This is a genomic window from Pristimantibacillus sp. Z349TD_6 (assembly GCF_056173205.1).
Window position 1 is genome coordinate 4,330,139 of sequence record NZ_CM149662.1, and the last position, 21,455, is coordinate 4,351,593.

Genomic DNA, 21,455 nt, shown 5'->3' on the forward strand with positions numbered 1-21,455 from the left:
CGGCTTGCGTTTCCTTGCTGTTGCTCGCATTAAGCTTGCAGCAAGCGATCAAAGCTCGCTTGTGCCTCGTAACGAATTTTCTCCTCATCAAGCCAAGTACATTCGCCGTTTTTCAATACTTGTCTTCCATCAATCCATACATGCCGCACATCGCGGCCTGAACCTGAGTAGACCAAATGTGATACGATATCCGTCTGAGGGTAGAAATGCGGCTGTTCAATATCAATAGCGATGAAATCTGCCTTCATGCCTGCTTTTAGGCTACCAAGGCTCTTCTCTTGCCAAATGGATTTTGCCCCATTCACAGTACCAAGCTTCAACGCTTCCAGAGCAGGGATAGCAGTAGGATCTCCAGATACACCTTTATGAAGCAAAGCCGCGAATCGAATTTCCTCAAATAAATCAAGATTGTTGTTGCTTGCCACACTATCTGTTCCAAGCGATACTGTAACACCTGCGCGAATCAAATCAGGAACGCGTGCAATGCCGCTAGCAAGCTTTAGATTGCTTACAGGATTATGTGAAACCGCAACTCCTTTAGCAGCAAGCAGCTCGATCTCCGCATCATTCAGATGCACGGCATGCGCAACAAGTGCAGGACGTGAGAAGAAGCCTAACCGATCCAAATGTTCGACCGGACGAAGTCCATAATCACGCACGTTTTGTTCTACTTCCGCTATCGTCTCCGACATATGCGTATGCAAAGGCAAATCAAAATCATGAGCCGCTTGTACAAATCGTTCAATATACGCTGGTGGACATGTATAAGGCGCGTGCGGAGAAATCATTGTAGTGATACGTCCATCGGCTTTCCCGTTCCAATCACGAGCAAAAGCAATTGCTTCAGCAAGCTTTGCTTCTTGTACATCAGGAGGGCATAGTCCGATAACTCCTCTTGTCAAAACACCGCGGATACCGCTCTGCTCAACCATTTGAGCTACTTGATCCATGCGATCATACATATCAACAAAAGCTGTTGTACCTGATTTCAGCATTTCAACGATCGCCAGAGCACTTCCTGCACGTGTATCTTGATCAACATATTTGCCTTCCATTGGCCACATTTTCTGTTCCAGCCAAACCTGCAAATTTTGATCATCGGAATATCCGCGAAGCAAGCTCATCGCCGCATGTCCGTGAGTATTAATAAGACCTGGCATAAAAGCAAGCTTGCTGCCGTCTATTTTTTGCACCGTGTCAGAAAGCTGCTCAGGAACAGCCATACCTATATAACTAATTCGATCATCGGTTACGACCATATGTCCTCTAAATGATGGATTTTCATCATCCATCGTTATAAACAAACCATTTTCAATCCAAATCTGACTCATCCTGCGTCTCTCCCTCTTTGGCTAAATAATAGGCTAAGCTAAGCAATTCCCTTGTGAAATCAGCATTATGTATTCGCATTTCATCCGGTACTCGTAGAATAGCAGGGGCAAAATTCAATATTCCTTCTATGCCTGCTTCGACAAATTGATTAGCTACATTTTGTGCTTCAAATGCTGGAACGGTAATGATGCCGATCCGAATATTTTGCTCTGCAACCGTTGCAGCAAGCTCGCTCATCGGCATTACAATCAAATTATTAATGCTCGTTCCGATTTTGCTCGGATGTACATCGAACACGGCGGTAATCTGCATATTATCCTTGGAATATTTATTGTAATTGCATAAGGCATGACCTAGATTGCCCGCTCCAACCAACGCAACCTTTATCGTCTGATCAACCTTTAAAATTTGACGTATCTTCTCAATTAAATATACAACATCGTAGCCTACGCCTTTCCGTCCAAACTCTCCGAAATAAGCGAGATCTTTACGAATCTGAGCAGGATTTAAATCAAGCTTTGTGCCTAAATCCTGCGAAGAAATGGTCTGAATCTCACGATTAAGCATTTCATTTAGTACTTGCAAATAAACGGGAAGCCTTCTGACGACAGCCTCCGATATTTTCGTCTGCTTCATCGTTTTTCCTCCTCTTCGCTAGACACAGCTTGATTTTCCTGCGGCAATGCTGCATTTTCATCCGTTAACCATTCTCTCATTCGCACGACCATTTGATCCATATGCATCGTTTCGATTTTTGGCCCTGGCAGTGAATATAAGAAGTGTTTACCGTAGTAAGTGTCAATTACTCTTGTATCATATATGATTACAATCCCTTTGTCTTGTGAAGTCCTTACTAGGCGCCCAAAGCCTTGTTTAAAGCGAATGACGGCTTGGGGTATCGACAATTTCATAAAAGGATTTTGTTTCTGCCGCTGCAGCATCTCGGCTTTTGCCTCCACTAAGGGGTGATTAGGCGGTTGGAATGGCAAACGAACGATGGCAAGGCAAATCAGAGCTTCTCCGGGTATATCTACACCTTCCCAGAAGCTGCTCGTGCCGAGTAAAACGGACTCTGGCGTTTGACGGAAACGTCTTGTAAGCTTCGTGCGGTTGCCGCTGTCTATTCCTTGTCCGAGCACTTGAATACCTGCAACGCTTAAAAGCTCTTTAAGCGGCTCGTAAACCTGCCTTAGCATGCGATAAGACGTGAACAGTACAAGCATTCTGCCCTTCGTTTCCTTTGCAGCATCGGAAAGCGATTTTACAAGCATATCCAAGTAGGTGTCATCTACAGCTGCTCCCTTGAGTACTGGAAAGTTGCGTGGAATGACAACTAATGCCTGTTCCCGGTAATTAAACGGTGATGGCAATTGAACGGTTTTAAGCCTGCCCTGCTGTTCGTATCCAGTTAACCCAAGCTGCTCCTCCGCATATTGAAAAGATTTTTGCACAGATAACGTTGCAGAAGTTAATACGATACTTTCTTTGACATCAAAAAAATATTTTTGCAGCTGAGCGCTTACATCTACTGGGACACCGTATAGCTGTACAGATCTGTAGCGGTAAACACTGCTTGCCTCGATCCAAAATACGGATTCCGCAAGCTCTAAGGTGATAAACGTTCTAAGCTCATCCTTAAGCCGAGACAAATCTCGTACCGCGCCATTTAAATCCGTTATTATCGCTTGAACACCGGAATCGTCAACACGGTCTTTAATATCGGTAACCATCTTATCGACAGTTCGAATGACTCGGTTAAGTTCAGTGTGGATATTTCCTTCAACCGTAACGCCGTCCTCCCAACCTGCAGGAAGCTCGTTTTTCTTAAGCCGGCATACCGACTGACCATTCTCAGTTGGTCCATCCGATGAAGTTGACGTAAAGCTATAAAACATTTCAAACAGCTTATCCCAGTGCTCCTTAATCTCTTGAAAAATAGGAATAACGGTATCAATCGTCTCTAACCAGGAAGCTTGATGTGCGTCATCCTCATACATAAGCTTCTGGCGAAGCCCAGGCAATAATCCGGAGCGCGCATCTTTATAAAGCCGAAGAATAGCCTGCGTCAAAGAGAAGTAGTTAATTTGCATACCTAGATGCTTGCCGGCTACCTCTTCCACATGATGTGCTTCATCAATAATGAGATGAGTATAGGAAGGCAATAATCGATGATCTGCTTGAACATCCGTAAATAACATGGAATGATTCGTTATCGTAACATCAGCAATGTTTGCTTCATGCTTCGCGCGATGATAAAAACATCTTTTGAACCAAGGACAAGCTCGATTTAGGCAAGAATCCGTATCGCTCGCTACCGTAGACCAAAACTCAGCTCCCTTATTGCCGAAGTTAAGCTCTTCCTGATCGCCAGTTTCCGTTTCTCCAAGCCATACGACCATTTGAGCAGCTGTAACCGTATCCTCAATCGGCGATACAAGATCTTTTGTGTTGATTTTGCCTTCAAATTTACGCAAGCATAAATAATTCCCTCTGCCTTTAAAGATTGAAGCTCTAAACTCAAATGGCAGTATTTCCTCAAGCAATGGCAAATCGCGTTGACGAAGCTGCTCCTGCAAATTGATTGTATGCGTACTAACGACAACTTTTTTGCCGTTCTGAATGCCATAATAAAGCGCAGGAATTAAATAACCAAGCGACTTCCCTGTTCCTGTACCTGCTTCTATAAGTAGATGCTGATTCTGATTTAGAGCGCTGTACACCTCTTGAAACATGGCTACCTGCGCTTCTCTTTCCTCATAATTCTCAAATTTCTGTTCGAAGCGTTGTCTTACATCAGCTAAATAATTGTCAAATGAAACATCTGTTAATGGCAGCACGCTTGTACCGCCTGAGCGCGGAGGCTGTTCATCGCTCCATTCGCGAACCTTCAATGCAAATTGATTAAAATAGTCATATTCATTCGATTCAAATACGGTACTATATTCCATCTGCTGCCCAGTATGCTTAATAAACCAGCTCAAATCGCTGCCGTCATCTACAAGCGTGGAAAGCCGCTGCAAAGTAAGCAGCGGCAATTTGCGAAGCTTTTTTACCGTTTCAATTAGCAATAGCGCAGTTGCATTTGCATCGCTGTCCGCGCGGTGATGTTGATCATGAGGTATTCCAAAGAGCTCAGAAACTGCTCCAAGCTGATACGTATTAATAGTAGGATATAAAATTCGTAATAATTCAATGGTATCCAGCCTGCGTCCTGCAAAAGGTCGCCGACCGCATCGTGCTAATGCCTGGTTCAAAAAACCGGCGTCAAAGCCAACATTATGAGCGACCAAAACGGCATCATCCAATAACGGAACCAGCCCTGCAATAACCTCTTTGAGAGTTGGGGCATCCGCAACGACCGTTTCATCTATGCCTGTTAATTGTGTAATGAAGGCCGGTATCGGGATATTAGGTCGAACAAAGGAGCTATACGTATCGATAATTTCAAGCTCCTCTGAAACGATGACTAGCCCAACCTGCAAAATATCATCATCCGAGCTGTGTCCCGTCGTTTCTAAATCCAATACTGCAAATTTCATTTATTCCCCGATCCTCTCACAAACAGCACAGCTCCGTGCTTCCGAAATATAACGATAAGTGCTTGGGTGTTTCTTGACATGATTTCAAATTGTTTAACGGATCCTTAAAGCTGGGACAGACCTCATAAGCTTTCATAAATAATTGCTCTGCTTGTGCCAAATTCATTTGCACCGCTTGAATGCATCCTAGCGCATTATAGCCCATTGCAAGCCATTTGGGGAAGTCCGTCAATACAATCAGCAATTGAAAATGCCGCTGAGCTTCACTCCAGTTCTGGAGGTGCATCTGAGTCATGCCCAAAAACAGTCTAGCCAAATTACATTCCGGCGATTGTAAAATAGCCGCTTGAAATTGCACTGCTGCTTGCGAAAACATAAATAACTTGTAGTAGCCCTGTCCTTTGGAGATGACCGCAGCCAGCTCGTCCGAAATTTCAAAATCTGAAGCTGGACTGCTGACTGCGACACTTACAGGCATACTTGATTGAACCACCTCTTCTGAGGCTTTTTCCTGAATTTGCGATGCTGCTGCTTGATCGCCTTGCTGCTCCTTGAACTCAGAAAACTTCTCTTCAAATTCAAGCCATTGTTCAATAAACGTGTCACTTACTTTTTTGAGCTCAAGCATTTGCTGTTCGAACTGCTGCTTTTCACTTGCACCTGCACCATCGTACTGTTCAATAATTTGATCAAGCATTTCGTTCATGGATGAAAACATATGCTGGAACATACCGCATCCCGCCTTCGCCAAAGAATTAAGGAGTGTTATGTTCATTTTTTGTTTCAACGCCGCTTTTCATACAGCATCCCATTCGTTACATAATACAGGGATTAACGTAGTGAAAGATCAAATTACAGGATTGTTGCGTGCAGCTCTTCGTTTAAAATGGTCAAGGGACGATTGTTCGCATCCAAAATCGTTACAATCGGTTTGTGTGCTTTAGCATCAGCGTCAGTCATCATCGCATAAGAAATTATAATAACTTGGTCACCTGGTTGAACCTGTCTAGCGGCTGCGCCATTCAAGCAAATTACGCCAGATCCGCGTTCACCTGTTATGACATAAGTCTCAAAGCGAGCACCATTATTATTGTTAACGATTTGAACCTTTTCATTTTCCCATATGTTAGCCGCATCCATCAAATCTTCATCTATTGTAATGCTACCGACATAATTCAGGTTCGCTTCCGTTACTGTTGCCCGGTGCAACTTGGATTTCATCATCGTTCTGAACATGCTGGTTCACCTCCGCTATCTGTAATATCCGATTATCTATAAGCCTTGTTGCGCCAAACTTAACAGCTAATGCCAAAATTAGCGGTTGCTGAATCGTATTTAATAAAACTTTTGCATCCAGCACCTGCAGGGATGGATAGTGAAGCAGCTCCACATAATCAATTACAGCTTCACTCGCTTTCACCAATTGCAGCTTCACTTTAACCTCCAGCCGCTCAGCCGTCATATCAGGCTCATTCATCCAGTCGGCAGCCTGCTGCAGCGTTTTGGACAATACGACTGCCTGCTCACGCTGCTCCGCATTAAGAAAAACGTTTCTTGAGCTTAAAGCAAGACCATCTGGTTCTCGAACGATTGGACTTGGCACGATTTCCACTGGAAAATTAAGATCTCCAACCATTTGCTGAATAACAGCAACCTGCTGAGCATCCTTCATGCCAAAATAAGCACGATCAGGAGCAACCAAATGAAACAGCTTGCTAACTACCGTTCCCACCCCGTCAAAATGACCAGGTCTGGAAGCGCCGCATAAACGATCCGTTACCTGATTGACAATGACCATTGTCAGCGGCTTATTCGGATACATTTCTTGAACGGAAGGAATAAACACAATGTCGATACCGCATTCTTCTGCAAGCGCAAAATCGCGCTTCTCATCTCGCGGATACCGTTCCAAATCTTCATTAGGCCCGAATTGCAATGGATTAACAAATATGCTAAGCACTGCGGTATCATTTTCGGCATGTGCTTGGCGCATTAAGGAAGCATGACCTTCATGCAAATAACCCATAGTTGGCACAAAACCAATGCTTTTATTTTCCTTGCGCACAGCAGTTAACTGCTGCTTTAGCTCAGCTTTCGTGCGGCAAATGATCATTTCAATTTGACCTCCTTATTTGCGAGGTCCTTATTTTCAGTTATGTTAAGAGTGCTGCTCTCAGAGGAGCCGCCATACAAAGAAGGAATATGGGCTGGTTGTGCATTAAATACATGCTCTTCTGCAGGAAACTGGCCTGTTTTCACATCGTCTACATAAGATTGAATCGCACTTCTAATGGTTGTTCCAATATCTGCATAGGTTTTTACGAATTTTTTCTCAAAATAAGGAGATGAATATTGCAAAATATCATGATATACAAGCACTTGGCCATCGCAGCCGCGTCCTGCGCCAATTCCGATAATCGGAATGGAAAGCATTTCGCTGATCATTGTAGCGATTGGTTCAGTTACTAGTTCAAGAACGATACTGAAAGCACCTGCTTCTTCCAGCGCCTTCGCATCTTTGACTAGCTGCTCCACTTCGGCATCTAATTTACCTTGAACTTTGTACCCGCCAAGCTGATGAACCGATTGTGGCGTCAGGCCGATATGCCCCATAACAGGGATGCCTGCTTTGACAAGCGCGGATACATCAGATGCAATTTCAACGCCACCCTCCAGCTTTACAGCCTGAGCACCGCCTTCTTGCATAATTTTCGCAGCATTGCGCAGTGTTGCTTCACGTCCAATGCCATAAGTCATGAAGGGCATATCAGCAACGATAAATGTTTGCTGGGCACCCCTAGCAACTGCTCTTGTATGATAAACAATGTCATCAATGGTTACCGGGATGGTAGTCTCATATCCAAGTACAACGTTCCCGAGTGAATCTCCAACCAAAATGACATCAATTCCAGCTTCTTCAGCAAGCTTGGCTGAAGGATAATCGTAAGCTGTCAAAACGGAAATCGCATTGCGGTCCTGCTTCATCTTCTTAATTTTTGTAATCGTCAGTCGTTTCCTCATCAGCTTTCATCCTCCCGTTCAATGATAGGATAAACACAAAAAAACCTTTTAGCCGCTGCCAAAAAGGTCCCCAAACTGAAAAGGAAACGTTTGCTTGTTGTGCTTCCTTCTGTCTCGGTCCCTACGGCTCAGAGCAGAGTGTGCATTCCCAACCATTTACATCGTATTTTTTATCATCAGTGCAGCTTCCTTAGAATACCGCCTGATGACTTTAGTTTACCAAACTTTTTTCATTACGTAAACGACTTGTAATGCGTTATAGAGGTTCGCCCATCTCTGCAGAGAAAACAGGCTTAATGGAGCCGTCCTCCAGTTGTATGCGAATAGCGCCGCTCTCTTCTAGTCCAATCGGAATTCCAACCAATTCGCCTTGTGGGGTTGTAAGGCGCACCGTTTTGCCCAAAGATACGGACAATGCTTCCCATAACGTTACAATCGGGCTAAAGCCTTGCTCCTGATAGAGGAAATACAATTGCTCCCATTCCTTCAGAAAATCAGCAATAACTTCTTCTCTTGACCATTTCTGCTTACCGCTGATACGAAGTGATGTTGCTTTCTCCAGCAATTCCGCTGGGTAATCAGCTTCTTCTAGATTTACGCTAATGCCTATCCCAGCAATAACATATCGAAGTCTTTCGTCTTCTGCGGCTGATTCAAGCAATATACCGCTAATTTTTTTACCTTCAATTAGCAAATCATTGGGCCATTTAATTCCAATCGGCAGACCGGTTAAACGCTTCAAGCTGCGGCATAACGCTACTGCTGTCAATAAGGTAAGCTGCGGTGCAAAATGAATCGGTACGGAAGGACGCAGCACCATGCTCATCCAAATGCCTTTGCCGCGCGGCGAAATCCATCCTCGTCCCATTCGGCCGCGGCCTTTAACCTGCTGCTCAGCAACAAATAAGGTACCCTCCAAGGCGCCTTCTTCTGCTGCAGCACGAGCAAGATTTTGAGTGGATTCGACCGTTTCAAAATAATGAATATGCTGTCCAAATATGTTGCCTTGCAGCTGATTTTCAAGTTTCTCTACAGACAGCATGTCCGGTATGCTTAGAAGTCGATAACCAAGCCGCCTTGAAGCTTCAAATTGATAACCTGCCGCTTCAAGCTTTCGAATATGCTTCCATATCGCCGTTCTGCTGACGCCGAGCTCTTGGCTAATGTTTTCTCCTGACACGTATTCACCTGGTTTGTCTATAAACAATTGAAGCAAGAGCTCCTGATTCATCTGCGCGTGCCTCCTAAAATAATGCAAAACAATCTGCTGTGAATGTTATTGTTCATCGCTCGAGCGACGCTTGCTCCAGCAAAACATTTCGTTCATTCTCAATCTCACCAAGTGCTGTTAGCAATAGTAATCTGCTTAACGTTTCACTAACCCATGGTCCAGCATCTCGATGCAAATGATTTGTTAGATCCTTGCCGGTCACTTTAAGCTGCTTAAGTGATGAAACGGTCATTAAATCAATCCAGTTCTCCAAACGTCTTAGAAACGCAGCAGTGAAGGCTAGCTCCTGCTTCTCTAGCGTTCGCATAACTTGAATCCATTCGCCGCAAATCCCTTTTCCATAACGAATGACAAGGCTTAACCAGCTCGAGTGAAGTTCACGCTCATTAGTTTGCGTCGAGACAACTAGCATTTCATTATGTATCGCTACAATTGAATTTATGGTCTTGCTGCGCGTATTTGAAAATTTCAACGCTTGCAGCGCCTGCTGCGCTGCCTCGACAGATAAATGCAACCCTATTGCCAGTGCCGCCCAGCGAGAATCAACAGCTGTCAGCTCATGCAAGCGAGAATAATTTATTTGCGCTTGGTCTCCGTGTCCCATCTCTTTCAGCGATATCAATGTTTCTTCATGGAAGGACTCCTTCAAATGAAACAAAAGTCCGCTTGCGGAAACAAAATGCAGCGCTCTTTGCGGAGCAGCTCCAGCTACCATTTTATCTAGCTCGACCTGCACACGCTCCATCGCAATATATTTTAACAGCTCGCGATAACGAATGACTGCTTTCCATGTTCGCAGCGAAGGAGTGAGCCCGTAGACGCCAATAAATCTGACCGCTCTTAACATACGAAGCGCATCCTCTTGAAAACGTGCGTTCGGATCGCCGACAGAGCGGAGCCTCTTGGACTGTAAATCATAAATTCCGTCATAGGGATCATAAAGCGTGCCATCGCTATAAAGCGCCATCGCGTTCATCGTAAAATCACGGCGCAGCAAATCACCGTCAAGTTCGGTAATATAAAGGACACTTTCTGGCTTGCGATGATCCTCATATGCGGATTCTTGCCTAAAAGTCGTTACTTCATATGTGATGTTGTCTTGTATAACCGTTATCGTGCCATGCTGCAAGCCCGTTGGTATGCATCGCTCAAACAGCTCAAGCACCTGCTCTGGACGAGCAGATGTAGCGATATCAACGTCTTTGATTGGTATATCTAAATACGTATCACGAACTGCGCCTCCCACAAAAACGGCTTCGAAATGATGCTCTCGAAGCCGCTCAATGATAGGCAATGCAGCTATGATCGGTGTTGATAATGAAAGCTGCATGTCATACACCTCTTCTTGCAGGGGAAATGATTAGCTATCGCTGCAAACAGCGATTGGCAAATCTGCCTCTATGCCGAGTACCCGATAATAGATCTGCTCATATTGTGTTGTAATTACGTCATTACAAAACTCATTTCTTGCTCTAAACATACAAGCCTGCTTAAACTGCTCATGCAGCTTCTCATTCGTAAGCAGCCTCTCCGTATTTTTAGCCATATCTTCGACATCGCCGATCTCTGACAAAAATCCAGTTTCTCCATGAGTAACAAGCTCAGGAATACCACCAGCGTTAGAACCAATAGTTGGAACGCCGCAAGCCATTGCCTCAAGCGCAACAAGCCCGAAGCTTTCTTTCTCTGATGGAAGCAACAGCACATCTGCCATTGAAATGACTTGTGCAACATCCTCTTGCTTGCCCAGAAAATGGACACGGTCTTCAAGGCCAAGCTGGCGAATGCGACATTGAATTTTTGAGAGCTCAGGTCCTTCACCAACTAAGAGAAGTTTCGAAGGAACCTTCTCGGAAACGCGAGCAAATATTTCAACTACATCCCCAACCCGTTTGACCGGACGGAAATTAGAAATATGCATCAAAATTTTCTCATTCGGAGCCGCATAATCAGCTCGCAAGGAAACCGCATCGCGTGGATAATAAACACGTTTATCAACAAAATTATAGGTTAAATCGATTGGTGTCGTAATATCAAGCAGCTGTCTAGTCTCTTGAATCAGATCCTTTGAAACGGCAGTTACAGCGTCGCTTTGATGGATCGCAAGACGAATTAAATCTTTTAACGATTCATCCTGAGCCAGCACTGTTATGTCCGTGCCATGCAGCGTTGTGACCGTTTTTAAGCCATCGCCATTCATCTGCTTCGCCAAATAGGCGCAAACCGCATGAGGCACCGCATAATGGACATGAAGTAAGTCAAGCTGCTGCATTTTTGCTACCTGTGCCATTTTGCTTGCTAAAGCTAGATCATAAGGCGGGTAACGAAACACATAATAATCATTAACTTCTACCTCATGATAAAAAATATTTTTATTAAAGTGTCCCAATCGAAAAGGAATACTGTGTGTAATAAAATGAATTTCATGACCACGTTCTGCCAGTAATTTACCTAGTTCGGTTGCAACTACGCCCGATCCGCCCAAGGTAGGATAACAGGTTATACCAATCTTTAATTTTCTCGCCACTGTTGTCGCACCTCCTGTGTTCGTTACGTATAACTATTGTATTACACAAGAGCTGTACGAATTGTCAAAAATATTGTATGGCGTGAGGACGCTTAATTGCGAATCCCTCTGCATATGCCCAGCCTCTTGCTTGTCCAAGCAATGAATCACGTGCTTCTACTCGTTCTATGTAATGATTCGTTAATGGCGTAGCCACTCGGTCGGAGCCTGCTGCCGCATCGAATTGTGAACGGTAAGCAAGCAGCGCATTTCTTTTGGTTGCTTGAAAATCACTAATATCAACGGTTAACGATACTTGATCCACATCATTTATATAGTAATAAATAAGCTGTGATACTTGTACGGCAGGCAGCTCCGGCATATAGCGGCGCAGCTTGGCGTTAAACACAGCTTCTTCAATTAATCTACTGCAAGCCACATGATCGGGATGACGATCTACCCAGTAAGGGGCAAATACAACCCGCGGCTTAAAATAACGAATTTCTGCTACAATACGTTCGATTTGATCGCGTGAAGGCTCCAAACCTCGATCAGGCAAACCCAAATTAGTTCGAGCCTGCAGTCCTAGCACTTTGGATGCTTGAGCCGCTTCTTGTTTCCTCAGCTCGACCGTTCCGTTTGAAGACATCTCTGCCATCGTTAAATCACATATGCCGACCTTATAGCCAGCTTGTACATGTTTGGCGATGGTACCGCCCATTCCAATTTCAGCATCATCCGCATGAGCGCCAAAAACGAGAATATCGAGTTCTGTCGTCATTATTCAATACCTGGTTTATATTTATGGACAAGCTCTCGCCATGCAAAATCACCACGTTCAAGTGCTTTAACCAGCAGTTCAGCAGACGCTACGTTAGTAGCAACCGGTATGCCTTGTACATCGCATAAACGCAGCAAAGCAATAATATCCGGCTCATGAGGTTGCGCCATTAATGGGTCACGCAAGAAGATAATTAAATCCATTTCATTTTGGGCAACCATCGCACCGATTTGTTGATCGCCGCCGAGCGGGCCTGACATGAACCGATGAATGGACAAGTTTGTTTGTTCCATTATTCGTGTTCCCGTCGTGCCAGTAGAGTATAGCTTATGCGGTACAAATACTTTCTCATAAGCGATTACGAAATTAACGATTTCTTCCTTCTTCCGATCATGCGCAATAAATGCAATATTCAACATGCGGTTCCCCTCTCCTGCTGCCTAATAATCTAATCCATAATATGTTCAAATCCGTAAATTAAACCGCTGTATGTCATTACCTTCTTCACAGCCACGTTTACACCAGGCATATATCCTGCGCGATCATAGGAATCATGACGAATTTTGAGCGTTTGTCCATGGCCGCCAAACACAACCTCTTGTTGAGCAAATACACCAGGAAGTCTAACGCTATGTATACGGAATCCGTTGTAATAGCCGCCGCGCGCACCTTCAATGACTTCTTCCTCATTCGGGTTGCCCTGACGAAACTCTTTACGCACTTGCGAGATCAACTCCGCTGTTTTTATGGAAGTGCCCGAAGGCGCATCCAGCTTTTGATCTCCATGATATTCAATAATTTCAACATGGGGCAAATATTTTGATGCTTCTGCAGCGAACTTCATCATCAGAATCGCTCCGATGGAGAAGTTAGGGGCGATTAAACCGCCGATTCCTTTTCCGAGGCAAAGCTCGTCCAGCTCCACGATCTGTTCAGGCGTAAAACCCGTTGTCCCCATAATAGGACGTACTCCAAATTCAATTGCCGTTTTCGTATGGCCATATGCCATCAGAGGAATGGTGAAATCAACGAGTACATCGGCTTGAGCACCTTGAAGTGCTTCCTCAAGTGTTGCACTAACTATAACTCCAGTATCTGCTTTCCCTGCAAATATACCCGCATCTACAGGACCAGCAGATGGAGCGACGGCCGCCACCAATTGAAGCGACTCGTCCTCCAGCACCATTTTTACAACTTCGCGTCCCATTCTTCCACTTGCACCAGCTACTGCCACGCGTATTTTTTGTGTCGTCAACTTTATCACCTGTTCCTTTTTCTTTTTGCATCCAGTTGAAATCGCAGCATACGCCTCTTACGATTAACGTCAGCAAATAGCCTTCTCGCTGCCGAATGGCTGGGATCAAGCCTCATTGCTTCCCTCGCATTAATGACTGCTTTATCGTATTGGCTAAGCGATGCATACAAAACGCCAAGCGTATAAAATGCATCGAAGCTTAAGGGGTCAAGCAGTGCTGCTCTCTCAAGTAACGGTGCTGCCTCATGGAGCTCAGGCGGTACTTTGGTCAGCAAAAAATTAGCCTCCGCTTGCAAAATTCCGGCTTCTACGGTTTGAAGATGATATCTATACTCCGCAAGCTCGGGCGCAAGCCTAACGGCTGATTCTGCATGCTGCTTCGCTTTTGTCCATTTACCGCTTCGTGCGCAAGATACGGCGCATGTATGATAATAGAATGCATTTTCCGGTTCAACCTCAATGGCTTTCTCAAACCAATATATCGCTTGCTCGAAATCACTATTAAAGATGAATTCATAAGCCTTTTTCATGCAGCTCTCTCCATCCATCCGCCCATCCTCCTTGTACACAGGTTGATGGTACAGCATATGTATGGAGCTTGTTTACTGTTCGGTTATTTTCTTCGTCCACCGATTCGCGTCGCGAGTAGTGAATTTATGCATAACCTTATTATGCGCTTCGGTTAAATCTATATTGAGGGAATTAGCGAAGCAAGAAAGAATAAATAAAATATCACCAAGCTCCATTTCAACGGAATTATCCGCTTCATCGGCTTTTTTAGGTTTTTCGCCGTAGAAATGGTTTACTTCACGAGCAAGCTCGCCCACTTCTTCGGACATTCTAGCCATCAAAGCAAGAGGACTGAAATAACCTTCTTTAAATTGAGAAATATAATCATCAACTTCTCGCTGAATATCTGATAACGTTTTTTCCGACATCTGTACATTTCCTTTCTGTCGATAGCTATACATTCATATGTTAACTTAAAGACGCAAATAAAATCAATGTTTTTAAATTGCTTTCTTTAGATAGCAAAAAAGTCGTCTATTGCATCATTCAGCAGCAGCTAATTTGGCTGCTTAAAATGAATGTGCGCAATATCGACTTTCAGGTCTTTATTCTATTCATCGCTTTAAAAAACAATGCATTTACTTATCATTTAGGATCTATCATCTACCCATTAGGAAATTGGCTTGACTCCAAAAGGATTTTCTTTATATTTTCTCCAGCCTGTATAAGTAAGAATGGCTGAAATAAATGCGCCTAATAAAAGTGTCCAGCGCAAGGGATTCGAAATAGGCACTGCTGCGACAACGGGAACATCCGCTTCTAATTGATTCTGATTAAACATTCGAGTGAGAGTATCCTTTAGTTCCAGTATGGATCGATTAATGCTGGCGACATTATTTTTATCTTTTCGAGATGCTTCCAGCAGTCGATTCGTATATTGGATCCGATCCATCAACTCTGTTTCATGCTTATTCCCGTACATCATACTGACAGCAGGTTTAATACGATCTGCATGTTTTTCCATGCTTATCATTACAGCTCGTGCTGCTATAGCTCCATCATCAGTTTGGCGCTTCCAAGCTTTTTCCACACGCGAAAGATCATCCAGCATGATTTTCTCATATTGCAGCCACAATGCGTTATTAGGCCTTGCAAGAGCATCAGCAGTTAATTTAATTCGGGCTGCCTCTACAAACCAGCTTGTCCCAAGTGAGCCTTTAACGAGCGTTTTCTCAATTGTATTGGCATCTCGTTCAACAGCTTGCCACCCTTCGGCATTACCAGCTGCATATTTAAGTTCTCCATCAACCAATTGCTGAAGCTGTTGGACATATTGATAAGCTGCTTGTCGATTATTTGTATAAGCCGCTTCATATAATGAGCTTGCAATATTATCCATCCGTTGAACCTGTTTACTTGGATCTGGCGTCAGCCGGGACGCAAAAGCTTGAAGACTAGCTCCGCTGCCCCAGACTAAATTAGCATAACCTATCGTCATGACGATACATACGACGAATGGAATAATAAAACGTATCTTCATGGACATCCCCCCATAATACAACTTATGAAGGGATGTCCATCGTTATACCTTCTTTCTAAAACGCCATACGAGTAATCCAGCTGCCAAACTAAAGAAGGATAAACCGTAGGTAAATGCGCGAACCGCATCCAAATCATCGTATAATTGATCGGCAAGGTATGGAAATATACCATAGGTATAATCTACTGTGTCATTTAGAAGAAGCCATCCTGTAGCTACGATAAGCGAGACAGCTCCTGCTTTCATAAATCTGAAAAAAAGCAATGCCTCAAACGCCATTCCAAGATGTGATGCCATAAGCATATAATGCTGCCAGCTCAGCTCAGACCCCTGCCATGCTCCCGCTACAATCATCGATACAGCCCATATGCCGTATTTGACTGAGCATACCACAGCCAAACCTTCAATGATGTAACGAAAAATTGTAACAAGGCCGTTTGAACGCTTAGGCGGGAACAAAAAATATAGCAAAGCAATCGTAAAAAACAAACTTGCTGTAGGTGAATCGGGTACAAAAACAATTTGCCATATGGGGTGGGTCTCTAGTGTTGCTGCTAATTGTGACTCGTACCAGATGTAGCCATAAACCGTTCCAAAAAAATTAACAATAAAAAGCAACCATAAAAATGGTCGGCTTAGTAAAAATTCACGGCTCCAAAAAATAGCGAGCATGATGAATCACTTCTCCTTCGCTTTATCATTAAAAAGGACTTATATTCGAAGAAAAACCTGACCGTGTAATACGATCAGGTTTTTTTCGATGATTTATTCTGTTGCCGCTTTTTGTTTGGACAGCCAAGTCGTCAGCTGATCAATTTCTTCGGCAGATAAAGTATCAGCGAAAGCTGGCATGCCGTTACGACCATTCGTAACTACTTCTACAAGCTGCTCTTTCGACAAAACGTCACCAACGCCAACCAAGCTAGGAACAGATCCTTGGCCCTTTAGGTCAGCTGCATGACAGCTGATACATTTTGCTTGCTCAGCAATTTTCATTGCTGGATCATTCGCATCAACAAGTGATGCTTCTACTGCTGGTTTCGTGTAGTTCGGACGTTCTTGGCCTGCTAGTGCAGCCTCACGCGCCTTCTCTTCACGCTCAATATGTTCCGGTACTTGTCCGTTAATTTCAAGCTGATGCTGGTAGTGATCCCAAGAAACAACTGTCAAGTAAACGCAAGCTACAAGTGTTAGCCCCATCAATGAAGATGCAATCGGACGACGGTAGAAGCGGCGTTCCTTGCCAGTGTCGAGGAATGGTGCTAGCAACAATGCGCCAAACATGACTCCGGGAATACCTACAGTTCCGAGCAAGATGTAATCTTGCGAAACATATGGGTATTTCAAAAATTGATACAAGAACAAAAAGTACCAGTCCGGCATCGGTATAAATGCCGCATTCGTTGGATCTGCTGGATAACCTAGTGGTGCTGGCTCAGCAATAACCCATACAAGAAAACCAACCAAAACGACACAGCCGACCATCCATTCCTTAAGCAGGAAGTTTGGAATAAACGCTTCCGATTTACCTGGAAAAGACGTGTAGTCCGGAGGAATGTTCGGATGGTTGTTTTTCTTAACACGCGAGTCGCCTACATAGACAACCTTCTCGTTCGAATTATGACCATGCGCCATAAGTATGCCTCCCTTCGCTTAAAGTGGTCCCGAAATACCTTGTTTCCGAATCATGATAAAGTGCGCTGCCAACATTGCAATCAAAGCGCCAGGTAAGAAGAATACATGGATCGCGAAGAAGCGAGTTAGTGTTTGTGCGCCTACGATATCGCCGCCGTAAAGGAATGAAGCGAGATACGGTCCGATTACCGGTACGGATTCAGCAATTTGGACACCAACTTTTGTTGCGTAGTAAGCTTTGTTATCCCAAGGAAGCAGGTAACCTGTGAATCCTAGGCCTAACATAATGAAGAAAATCAGCATTCCGACAACCCAGTTCATTTCCCTCGGCGCCTTGTAAGAACCGGTAAAAAACACTCGAAGGGTATGTAAGAACATCATAACAATAACTAAGCTTGCCCCAAAGTGGTGCATGCCTCGAACAATTTGTCCGAATGCAACCTTGTGCTGCAGGTAATCAACGCTTGCATATGCGTTGATAATGTCCGGCACATAATACAGCGTCAGGAACATACCTGACAAAATTTGAATTACGGTAATAAAAAATGTCAAGCCGCCGAAACAATATACGAATGCGGAAAAATGATGCGCTGGGTTAACGTGCTCAGGCACTTCATGGTCAGCCACATCTCTCCACAGAGGCGTAATGTCAAGACGCTCGTCGATCCAGTTGTAAACACTTTTAAACATCTGTCATACGACCTCCTTATTTCATTCTTGTATTCGGCATTACTGGACCCAAGTACACGAAGCCGTCTTCAAGCTTCACTTCGTACTCATCCAATGGGTTCGGGGCAACTGTAATGTTTTTCCCGTCTTTCGTGTAGCGCGCATCGTGACAAGGACAATCGTATTCATTTTGACCTTTTGTGTTCCATCCGATCGTACAACCTAAGTGTTTGCATACTGGTGAAAGTGCAAAGATCTTGCCGTTCGCATCCTTCGAAATCCAAGCTGCAAGCTCTGGGTCACTTACATACCAACCGTCGATCTGATGAATTTTAAATTTGAATTCTTGCGGTTCGGTCGTAATTTTGCTCTCTTCCACAACTTTTACGTATGTACCCTCGCCTTTTTTCTCAAGGAGTGGATCCACTGCGAAACGAACCATTGGTAATACCGCGCCGCCCATCATAAATGCAGTTGTGCCGCCAAGCGTATATGACAAAAATTGACGCCGGGACATTTCTTTGCGCTGAACCGGTCGATGCGCGGTCTCGTGTTGTTCATGGTTACTCATCTTCTGTTCTAACCCCCTTTGCCAACCATATCTCGCGTCTTGCCGCAGGGCAAAAACACATGACGAACTAGGACATAACTTATAATAGCCTAGGTGCTTGGGAGCGTCAAGAATATGGCTTCATATTTGAACGTTTATCAAATTATCGTTCAATAATTTGTTATCATTTTGTCACATTTGACCTTGTCTGGCATTTGTTTTCCCCGAAATCTAACTATATTATACGACAATTTTATGAAATTCATGTAGTCTGTCCACTCCATAAACTCCGTATCGCATTAGAAACATCAGATTGCTGCGGAATCTCACCATCTTGATTCGGACCAAACCATAAATCCACTTCTGGACACTCGGCAATCAATTGATTATTTGCAGTTACCGCAATAACATAACGAAACCCGCCGCGCTTCGCCGCAGCACACCACTCATTTAAATGCTCTGAGAGACGCTCGCTGTCGGAGATGTAATGCCATGCAGGATAAGTGACCACTCTCCCTTTAAAAGGGATTTCAATTAAATCCATTATGTCCCTAAGCTGCTCAAGCCATTCTGTTGCCTCATACGGCTTTGCTGCATTCGGCATTCCAGTCACAGGAAGCAGGCAAGTATCCAAATATGGACTTAATTCATCCCATTGCTCTTTCGTTATTTCACTAAATTTCATCGTTTACATTCTCACTCCTTAACATAATTGCAGCCTATATCAACATCACTGCTTCTATGTTAACTCCATTTCCTCTCATTGCCAAACCAAATGTACAGAAAAAAGCCTCCCTGTGTCAAAACGGAACAGATTCGTTCGCATTTAACTGGGAAGCTTCCTCGCTCAATCGTCATTTTAACAAAAAAGACGATACGCGTTATTTTTTTAAAGCATTTAGCTGTTTTGCGAGACGGTAAAACGTATCCTCGTCACCAGCGGCCAATGCTTTGTCAATTGCCGTATAAATTTGGTTGGTTTGAAATTTCAATACCGCTTCGTCAAGCACAAATTCTGCGGCCAAACCTAGCATGGCTTCATACGTTACTTTCATTTTGTCCATAGGATACACCTCCAAACCGGCGTTAAGAGATCCTATATTCTATTCCCTTTGTCACGTAGCTCTCCATCGTTTTTTTCATACGCAGTAAATCGTCCTCTGTTAACTCTCTTACGACTTTGGCGGGTGATCCGATAGATAGAGTATAGGATGGTATTTTTTTGTTCTCTGTAACAATCGAACCGGCTCCTATTAAAGCATATTCACCAATGTCTGCGCCGTTAAGTACGATTGCCCCCATTCCAATTAATGTGCCTCTGCCTATCGTACAGCCGTGTATTATAGCGGCATGGCCGATAGACACCTCATCAGCTAGAATCAAAGGTTGATTCACATTCAAGTGACCGACGACTCCATCTTGAATATTGCAGCTATGACCGATTTGTATAGGTGCAAGATCCCCTCGCAGTACTGCATTAAACCAAACGGTGCTTTTTTCAGCAATCGTTACGTCACCAATTATTTTTGCACCTTCAGCTATGTATACATCTTCATGAATCTTTGGCATTACGCCTTTGTATGGGATCAACAATTTTCTTCAGTCCTCTCCAAGCGATCAAATATAACAAGCCATTTCTGTCGTATTCTTATACTGTAGCTTATATTTGATCTTACTCCAAGAGCGCGATTCCCAAAATCAATGAACCACTATTGGACCTGATTCCTCAAGGCTGACGCCAGCAACTACAGCTCGTCCTGCCTTGGTCATACGGACTACAGCCCCATAAATCGGATGCTCTCCAAGACGAAGCAGCCCCAAATGAACCATCATAGCCATAATTCTCTGTTCCAAAATCGTATTTGCATCATCGTAAAAGTAAGGCTTAATGAACGGAACAAGTACCGTTCTAAGTGACTCAACCGTAACCCACTCTATAGCGAGGGTGTTAATCCAATGCACGAGCGACAGTAAATGTGTAATTGGCCCCTTGTAAAGCTTGAGCCAATATCGGTAGATTTGCTCTGCTTCGCTTGAAGGCCTGCTGTTCATGCGCTCTTCACCTGGACCCGTGACTGTCAAAAGCGTCTGATTTTCATTAATATACTTTGCGTGATAACAGTAATCGTATACGAATGAGAAACGATTCGGATATTGGTTAAAATGTCTGCCATATCCAAAACGCCATGCTCCTTTTGCAGGCAGCTCCTCTTGCACGCCAAAACGATCAAGCAGCTGCAGCGTAAATCGCTTGTACATCGACCCATCAGCTGTTAGCTGGATTTCATTGTGGTACGTGTAATGAAGCAGATGAGTTATATCGTCATGAATAAGCATTTGCTCATCCCGGTAAATAGGCGGCTCATCCGTATACTGCAGATCGGCGGCAAACCTCCTCGCAAGCGTATCGCGGAAGCGCGTCTTCAAATCGTTTGGAACCTGAAAGAGATATCTGCTTGGGCCGCTGAAGCCATTGAACAACCATCCGTGATGCTTGAATTTAGCTATCATTTCTCGCGGGCTAAGCTGCTTTTCGACTGCTTCTGTCTTTTTTTTGCTGCGTTTTGTTTTTTTCGGCGGGTCTAACTCCGGTTTGATGATCTCTTCTCCAAATCTGCTGTGCTGCACCCGAGCGAGCAAATCCTCTAAACTAAAGGAGTTTCTTGCTTCGAATAGCAAAGAGTTTAGGAATCGTAAATCTTCCAACTTCATGCTGCTTATTTGCGCTTCAAAAACATCATTTCGACTTACGGTAGAGAGAATGGATTGGATCAAATCGTTTTTGGAATGCCCATTGCATTCGCAACGGTAAACATCTGCAATTCTGCTAAGTTGTTGAATATCAGCGTACCCTAGCATATCCGATAAATTCATAGCTCTCTCCTT

24 protein-coding genes are annotated in these 21,455 nt (G+C 44.0%); all 24 read right to left on the reverse strand.

Features of this window, described 5'->3' with window-relative positions; genetic code table 11:
- Positions 1-29: 29 nt before the first annotated feature.
- Positions 30-1,331: an amidohydrolase gene (locus tag AC0VYE_RS18890; RefSeq protein WP_475442548.1), complete on the reverse strand. Its 1,302-nt coding sequence runs from the start codon at positions 1,329-1,331 to the stop codon at positions 30-32.
- Entirely contained in the window at positions 1,312-1,968 is a 657-nt protein-coding gene (locus tag AC0VYE_RS18895; RefSeq protein WP_076265706.1) for a redox-sensing transcriptional repressor Rex, read from the reverse strand. Before AC0VYE_RS18895 ends, AC0VYE_RS18890 begins: the two co-directional genes overlap by 20 nt.
- A complete protein-coding gene (gene dinG / locus AC0VYE_RS18900) occupies positions 1,965-4,871 on the reverse strand; it encodes an ATP-dependent DNA helicase DinG (protein WP_475442549.1) in 2,907 nt (968 codons plus the stop codon). Before dinG ends, AC0VYE_RS18895 begins: the two co-directional genes overlap by 4 nt.
- A 16-nt stretch (positions 4,872-4,887) precedes the next feature.
- Positions 4,888-5,601, reverse strand: coding sequence for a hypothetical protein (locus tag AC0VYE_RS18905; protein ID WP_475442550.1), 714 nt, complete (start codon positions 5,599-5,601; stop codon positions 4,888-4,890).
- 122 nt (positions 5,602-5,723) lie between these two features.
- Positions 5,724-6,107 carry an aspartate 1-decarboxylase gene (panD, locus tag AC0VYE_RS18910; protein WP_076265703.1) on the reverse strand — a complete coding sequence of 128 codons (384 nt, stop codon included), beginning with the start codon at positions 6,105-6,107 and terminating at the stop codon, positions 5,724-5,726.
- The gene (gene panC, locus AC0VYE_RS18915) at positions 6,034-6,984 is read right to left on the reverse strand and encodes a pantoate--beta-alanine ligase (RefSeq protein WP_475442551.1); all 951 of its coding nucleotides are present in this window, start codon (positions 6,982-6,984) and stop codon (positions 6,034-6,036) included. The genes panD and panC overlap by 74 nt, the downstream gene beginning before the upstream one ends.
- Positions 6,981-7,892: a 3-methyl-2-oxobutanoate hydroxymethyltransferase gene (gene panB, locus AC0VYE_RS18920; protein WP_475442552.1), complete on the reverse strand. Its 912-nt coding sequence runs from the start codon at positions 7,890-7,892 to the stop codon at positions 6,981-6,983. Before panB ends, panC begins: the two co-directional genes overlap by 4 nt.
- A gap of 256 nt (positions 7,893-8,148) precedes the next feature.
- A complete protein-coding gene (locus AC0VYE_RS18925) occupies positions 8,149-9,123 on the reverse strand; it encodes a biotin--[acetyl-CoA-carboxylase] ligase (RefSeq protein WP_475442553.1) in 975 nt (324 codons plus the stop codon).
- A 52-nt stretch (positions 9,124-9,175) separates the two neighbouring features.
- Positions 9,176-10,453, reverse strand: coding sequence for a CCA tRNA nucleotidyltransferase (locus AC0VYE_RS18930; protein WP_475442554.1), 1,278 nt, complete (start codon positions 10,451-10,453; stop codon positions 9,176-9,178).
- Positions 10,454-10,483: 30 nt separating this feature from the next.
- Positions 10,484-11,650 carry an N-acetyl-alpha-D-glucosaminyl L-malate synthase BshA gene (gene bshA / locus AC0VYE_RS18935; RefSeq protein WP_076265698.1) on the reverse strand — a complete coding sequence of 389 codons (1,167 nt, stop codon included), beginning with the start codon at positions 11,648-11,650 and terminating at the stop codon, positions 10,484-10,486.
- Between the two features lie 64 nt (positions 11,651-11,714).
- Positions 11,715-12,410, reverse strand: coding sequence for a bacillithiol biosynthesis deacetylase BshB1 (bshB1, locus tag AC0VYE_RS18940; protein ID WP_475442555.1), 696 nt, complete (start codon positions 12,408-12,410; stop codon positions 11,715-11,717).
- Positions 12,410-12,829, reverse strand: coding sequence for a methylglyoxal synthase (locus tag AC0VYE_RS18945; protein WP_339202866.1), 420 nt, complete (start codon positions 12,827-12,829; stop codon positions 12,410-12,412). The genes bshB1 and AC0VYE_RS18945 overlap by 1 nt, the downstream gene beginning before the upstream one ends.
- 29 nt (positions 12,830-12,858) lie before the next feature.
- Entirely contained in the window at positions 12,859-13,665 is an 807-nt protein-coding gene (gene dapB, locus AC0VYE_RS18950) for a 4-hydroxy-tetrahydrodipicolinate reductase (protein ID WP_475442556.1), read from the reverse strand.
- A 5-nt stretch (positions 13,666-13,670) separates the two neighbouring features.
- On the reverse strand, positions 13,671-14,213 hold the full coding sequence (locus AC0VYE_RS18955; RefSeq protein ID WP_475442557.1) for a tetratricopeptide repeat protein: 543 nt from the start codon (positions 14,211-14,213) through the stop codon (positions 13,671-13,673).
- Positions 14,214-14,267: 54 nt separating this feature from the next.
- On the reverse strand, positions 14,268-14,603 hold the full coding sequence (locus tag AC0VYE_RS18960; protein WP_076265695.1) for a nucleotide pyrophosphohydrolase: 336 nt from the start codon (positions 14,601-14,603) through the stop codon (positions 14,268-14,270).
- A 242-nt stretch (positions 14,604-14,845) separates the two neighbouring features.
- Entirely contained in the window at positions 14,846-15,715 is an 870-nt protein-coding gene (locus AC0VYE_RS18965) for a sporulation protein YpjB (RefSeq protein WP_475442558.1), read from the reverse strand.
- Between the two features lie 42 nt (positions 15,716-15,757).
- Positions 15,758-16,390: a DUF1405 domain-containing protein gene (locus tag AC0VYE_RS18970; protein WP_475449646.1), complete on the reverse strand. Its 633-nt coding sequence runs from the start codon at positions 16,388-16,390 to the stop codon at positions 15,758-15,760.
- Positions 16,391-16,480: 90 nt separating this feature from the next.
- Positions 16,481-17,350: a menaquinol-cytochrome c reductase cytochrome b/c subunit gene (locus AC0VYE_RS18975; protein ID WP_076265692.1), complete on the reverse strand. Its 870-nt coding sequence runs from the start codon at positions 17,348-17,350 to the stop codon at positions 16,481-16,483.
- 18 nt (positions 17,351-17,368) lie between these two features.
- Positions 17,369-18,040: a menaquinol-cytochrome c reductase cytochrome b subunit gene (gene qcrB / locus AC0VYE_RS18980; RefSeq protein WP_076265691.1), complete on the reverse strand. Its 672-nt coding sequence runs from the start codon at positions 18,038-18,040 to the stop codon at positions 17,369-17,371.
- 16 nt (positions 18,041-18,056) lie between these two features.
- Positions 18,057-18,590 (reverse strand): Rieske (2Fe-2S) protein, encoded by a 534-nt coding sequence (locus AC0VYE_RS18985; protein ID WP_076265690.1) that lies wholly within the window; start codon positions 18,588-18,590, stop codon positions 18,057-18,059.
- 241 nt (positions 18,591-18,831) lie between these two features.
- Positions 18,832-19,254, reverse strand: coding sequence for a DUF2487 family protein (locus AC0VYE_RS18990; protein ID WP_076265689.1), 423 nt, complete (start codon positions 19,252-19,254; stop codon positions 18,832-18,834).
- Between the two features lie 196 nt (positions 19,255-19,450).
- Positions 19,451-19,633, reverse strand: coding sequence for an IDEAL domain-containing protein (locus AC0VYE_RS18995; RefSeq protein WP_076265688.1), 183 nt, complete (start codon positions 19,631-19,633; stop codon positions 19,451-19,453).
- 22 nt (positions 19,634-19,655) lie between these two features.
- Positions 19,656-20,162, reverse strand: coding sequence for a gamma carbonic anhydrase family protein (locus AC0VYE_RS19000; RefSeq protein WP_339202874.1), 507 nt, complete (start codon positions 20,160-20,162; stop codon positions 19,656-19,658).
- A 105-nt stretch (positions 20,163-20,267) separates the two neighbouring features.
- Complete coding sequence (locus AC0VYE_RS19005) at positions 20,268-21,443, reverse strand: hypothetical protein (RefSeq protein ID WP_475442559.1); 1,176 nt, start codon at positions 21,441-21,443, stop codon at positions 20,268-20,270.
- Positions 21,444-21,455: the final 12 nt, after the last annotated feature.

Bases quoted from the DNA above. Each gene is read 5' to 3' on its own strand.
- AC0VYE_RS18995 (WP_076265688.1), bottom strand. From the start codon at position 19,633: ATGGACAAAATGAAAGTAACGTATGAAGCCATGCTAGGTTTGGCCGCA.
- AC0VYE_RS18905 (WP_475442550.1), bottom strand. From the start codon at position 5,601: ATGTTCCAGCATATGTTTTCATCCATGAACGAAATGCTTGATCAAATT.
- panC (WP_475442551.1), bottom strand. From the start codon at position 6,984: ATGATCATTTGCCGCACGAAAGCTGAGCTAAAGCAGCAGTTAACTGCT.
- AC0VYE_RS18955 (WP_475442557.1), bottom strand. From the start codon at position 14,213: ATGGATGGAGAGAGCTGCATGAAAAAGGCTTATGAATTCATCTTTAAT.
- AC0VYE_RS18895 (WP_076265706.1), bottom strand. From the start codon at position 1,968: ATGAAGCAGACGAAAATATCGGAGGCTGTCGTCAGAAGGCTTCCCGTT.
- AC0VYE_RS18965 (WP_475442558.1), bottom strand. From the start codon at position 15,715: ATGAAGATACGTTTTATTATTCCATTCGTCGTATGTATCGTCATGACG.
- AC0VYE_RS18975 (WP_076265692.1), bottom strand. From the start codon at position 17,350: ATGGCGCATGGTCATAATTCGAACGAGAAGGTTGTCTATGTAGGCGAC.
- bshB1 (WP_475442555.1), bottom strand. From the start codon at position 12,410: ATGACGACAGAACTCGATATTCTCGTTTTTGGCGCTCATGCGGATGAT.
- AC0VYE_RS18890 (WP_475442548.1), bottom strand. From the start codon at position 1,331: ATGAGTCAGATTTGGATTGAAAATGGTTTGTTTATAACGATGGATGAT.
- panD (WP_076265703.1), bottom strand. From the start codon at position 6,107: ATGTTCAGAACGATGATGAAATCCAAGTTGCACCGGGCAACAGTAACG.
- AC0VYE_RS18960 (WP_076265695.1), bottom strand. From the start codon at position 14,603: ATGTCGGAAAAAACGTTATCAGATATTCAGCGAGAAGTTGATGATTAT.
- panB (WP_475442552.1), bottom strand. From the start codon at position 7,892: ATGAGGAAACGACTGACGATTACAAAAATTAAGAAGATGAAGCAGGAC.
- AC0VYE_RS18985 (WP_076265690.1), bottom strand. From the start codon at position 18,590: ATGAGTAACCATGAACAACACGAGACCGCGCATCGACCGGTTCAGCGC.
- AC0VYE_RS18930 (WP_475442554.1), bottom strand. From the start codon at position 10,453: ATGCAGCTTTCATTATCAACACCGATCATAGCTGCATTGCCTATCATT.
- dinG (WP_475442549.1), bottom strand. From the start codon at position 4,871: ATGAAATTTGCAGTATTGGATTTAGAAACGACGGGACACAGCTCGGAT.
- AC0VYE_RS18925 (WP_475442553.1), bottom strand. From the start codon at position 9,123: ATGAATCAGGAGCTCTTGCTTCAATTGTTTATAGACAAACCAGGTGAA.
- qcrB (WP_076265691.1), bottom strand. From the start codon at position 18,040: ATGTTTAAAAGTGTTTACAACTGGATCGACGAGCGTCTTGACATTACG.
- AC0VYE_RS18990 (WP_076265689.1), bottom strand. From the start codon at position 19,254: ATGAAATTTAGTGAAATAACGAAAGAGCAATGGGATGAATTAAGTCCA.
- AC0VYE_RS18945 (WP_339202866.1), bottom strand. From the start codon at position 12,829: ATGTTGAATATTGCATTTATTGCGCATGATCGGAAGAAGGAAGAAATC.
- AC0VYE_RS19005 (WP_475442559.1), bottom strand. From the start codon at position 21,443: ATGAATTTATCGGATATGCTAGGGTACGCTGATATTCAACAACTTAGC.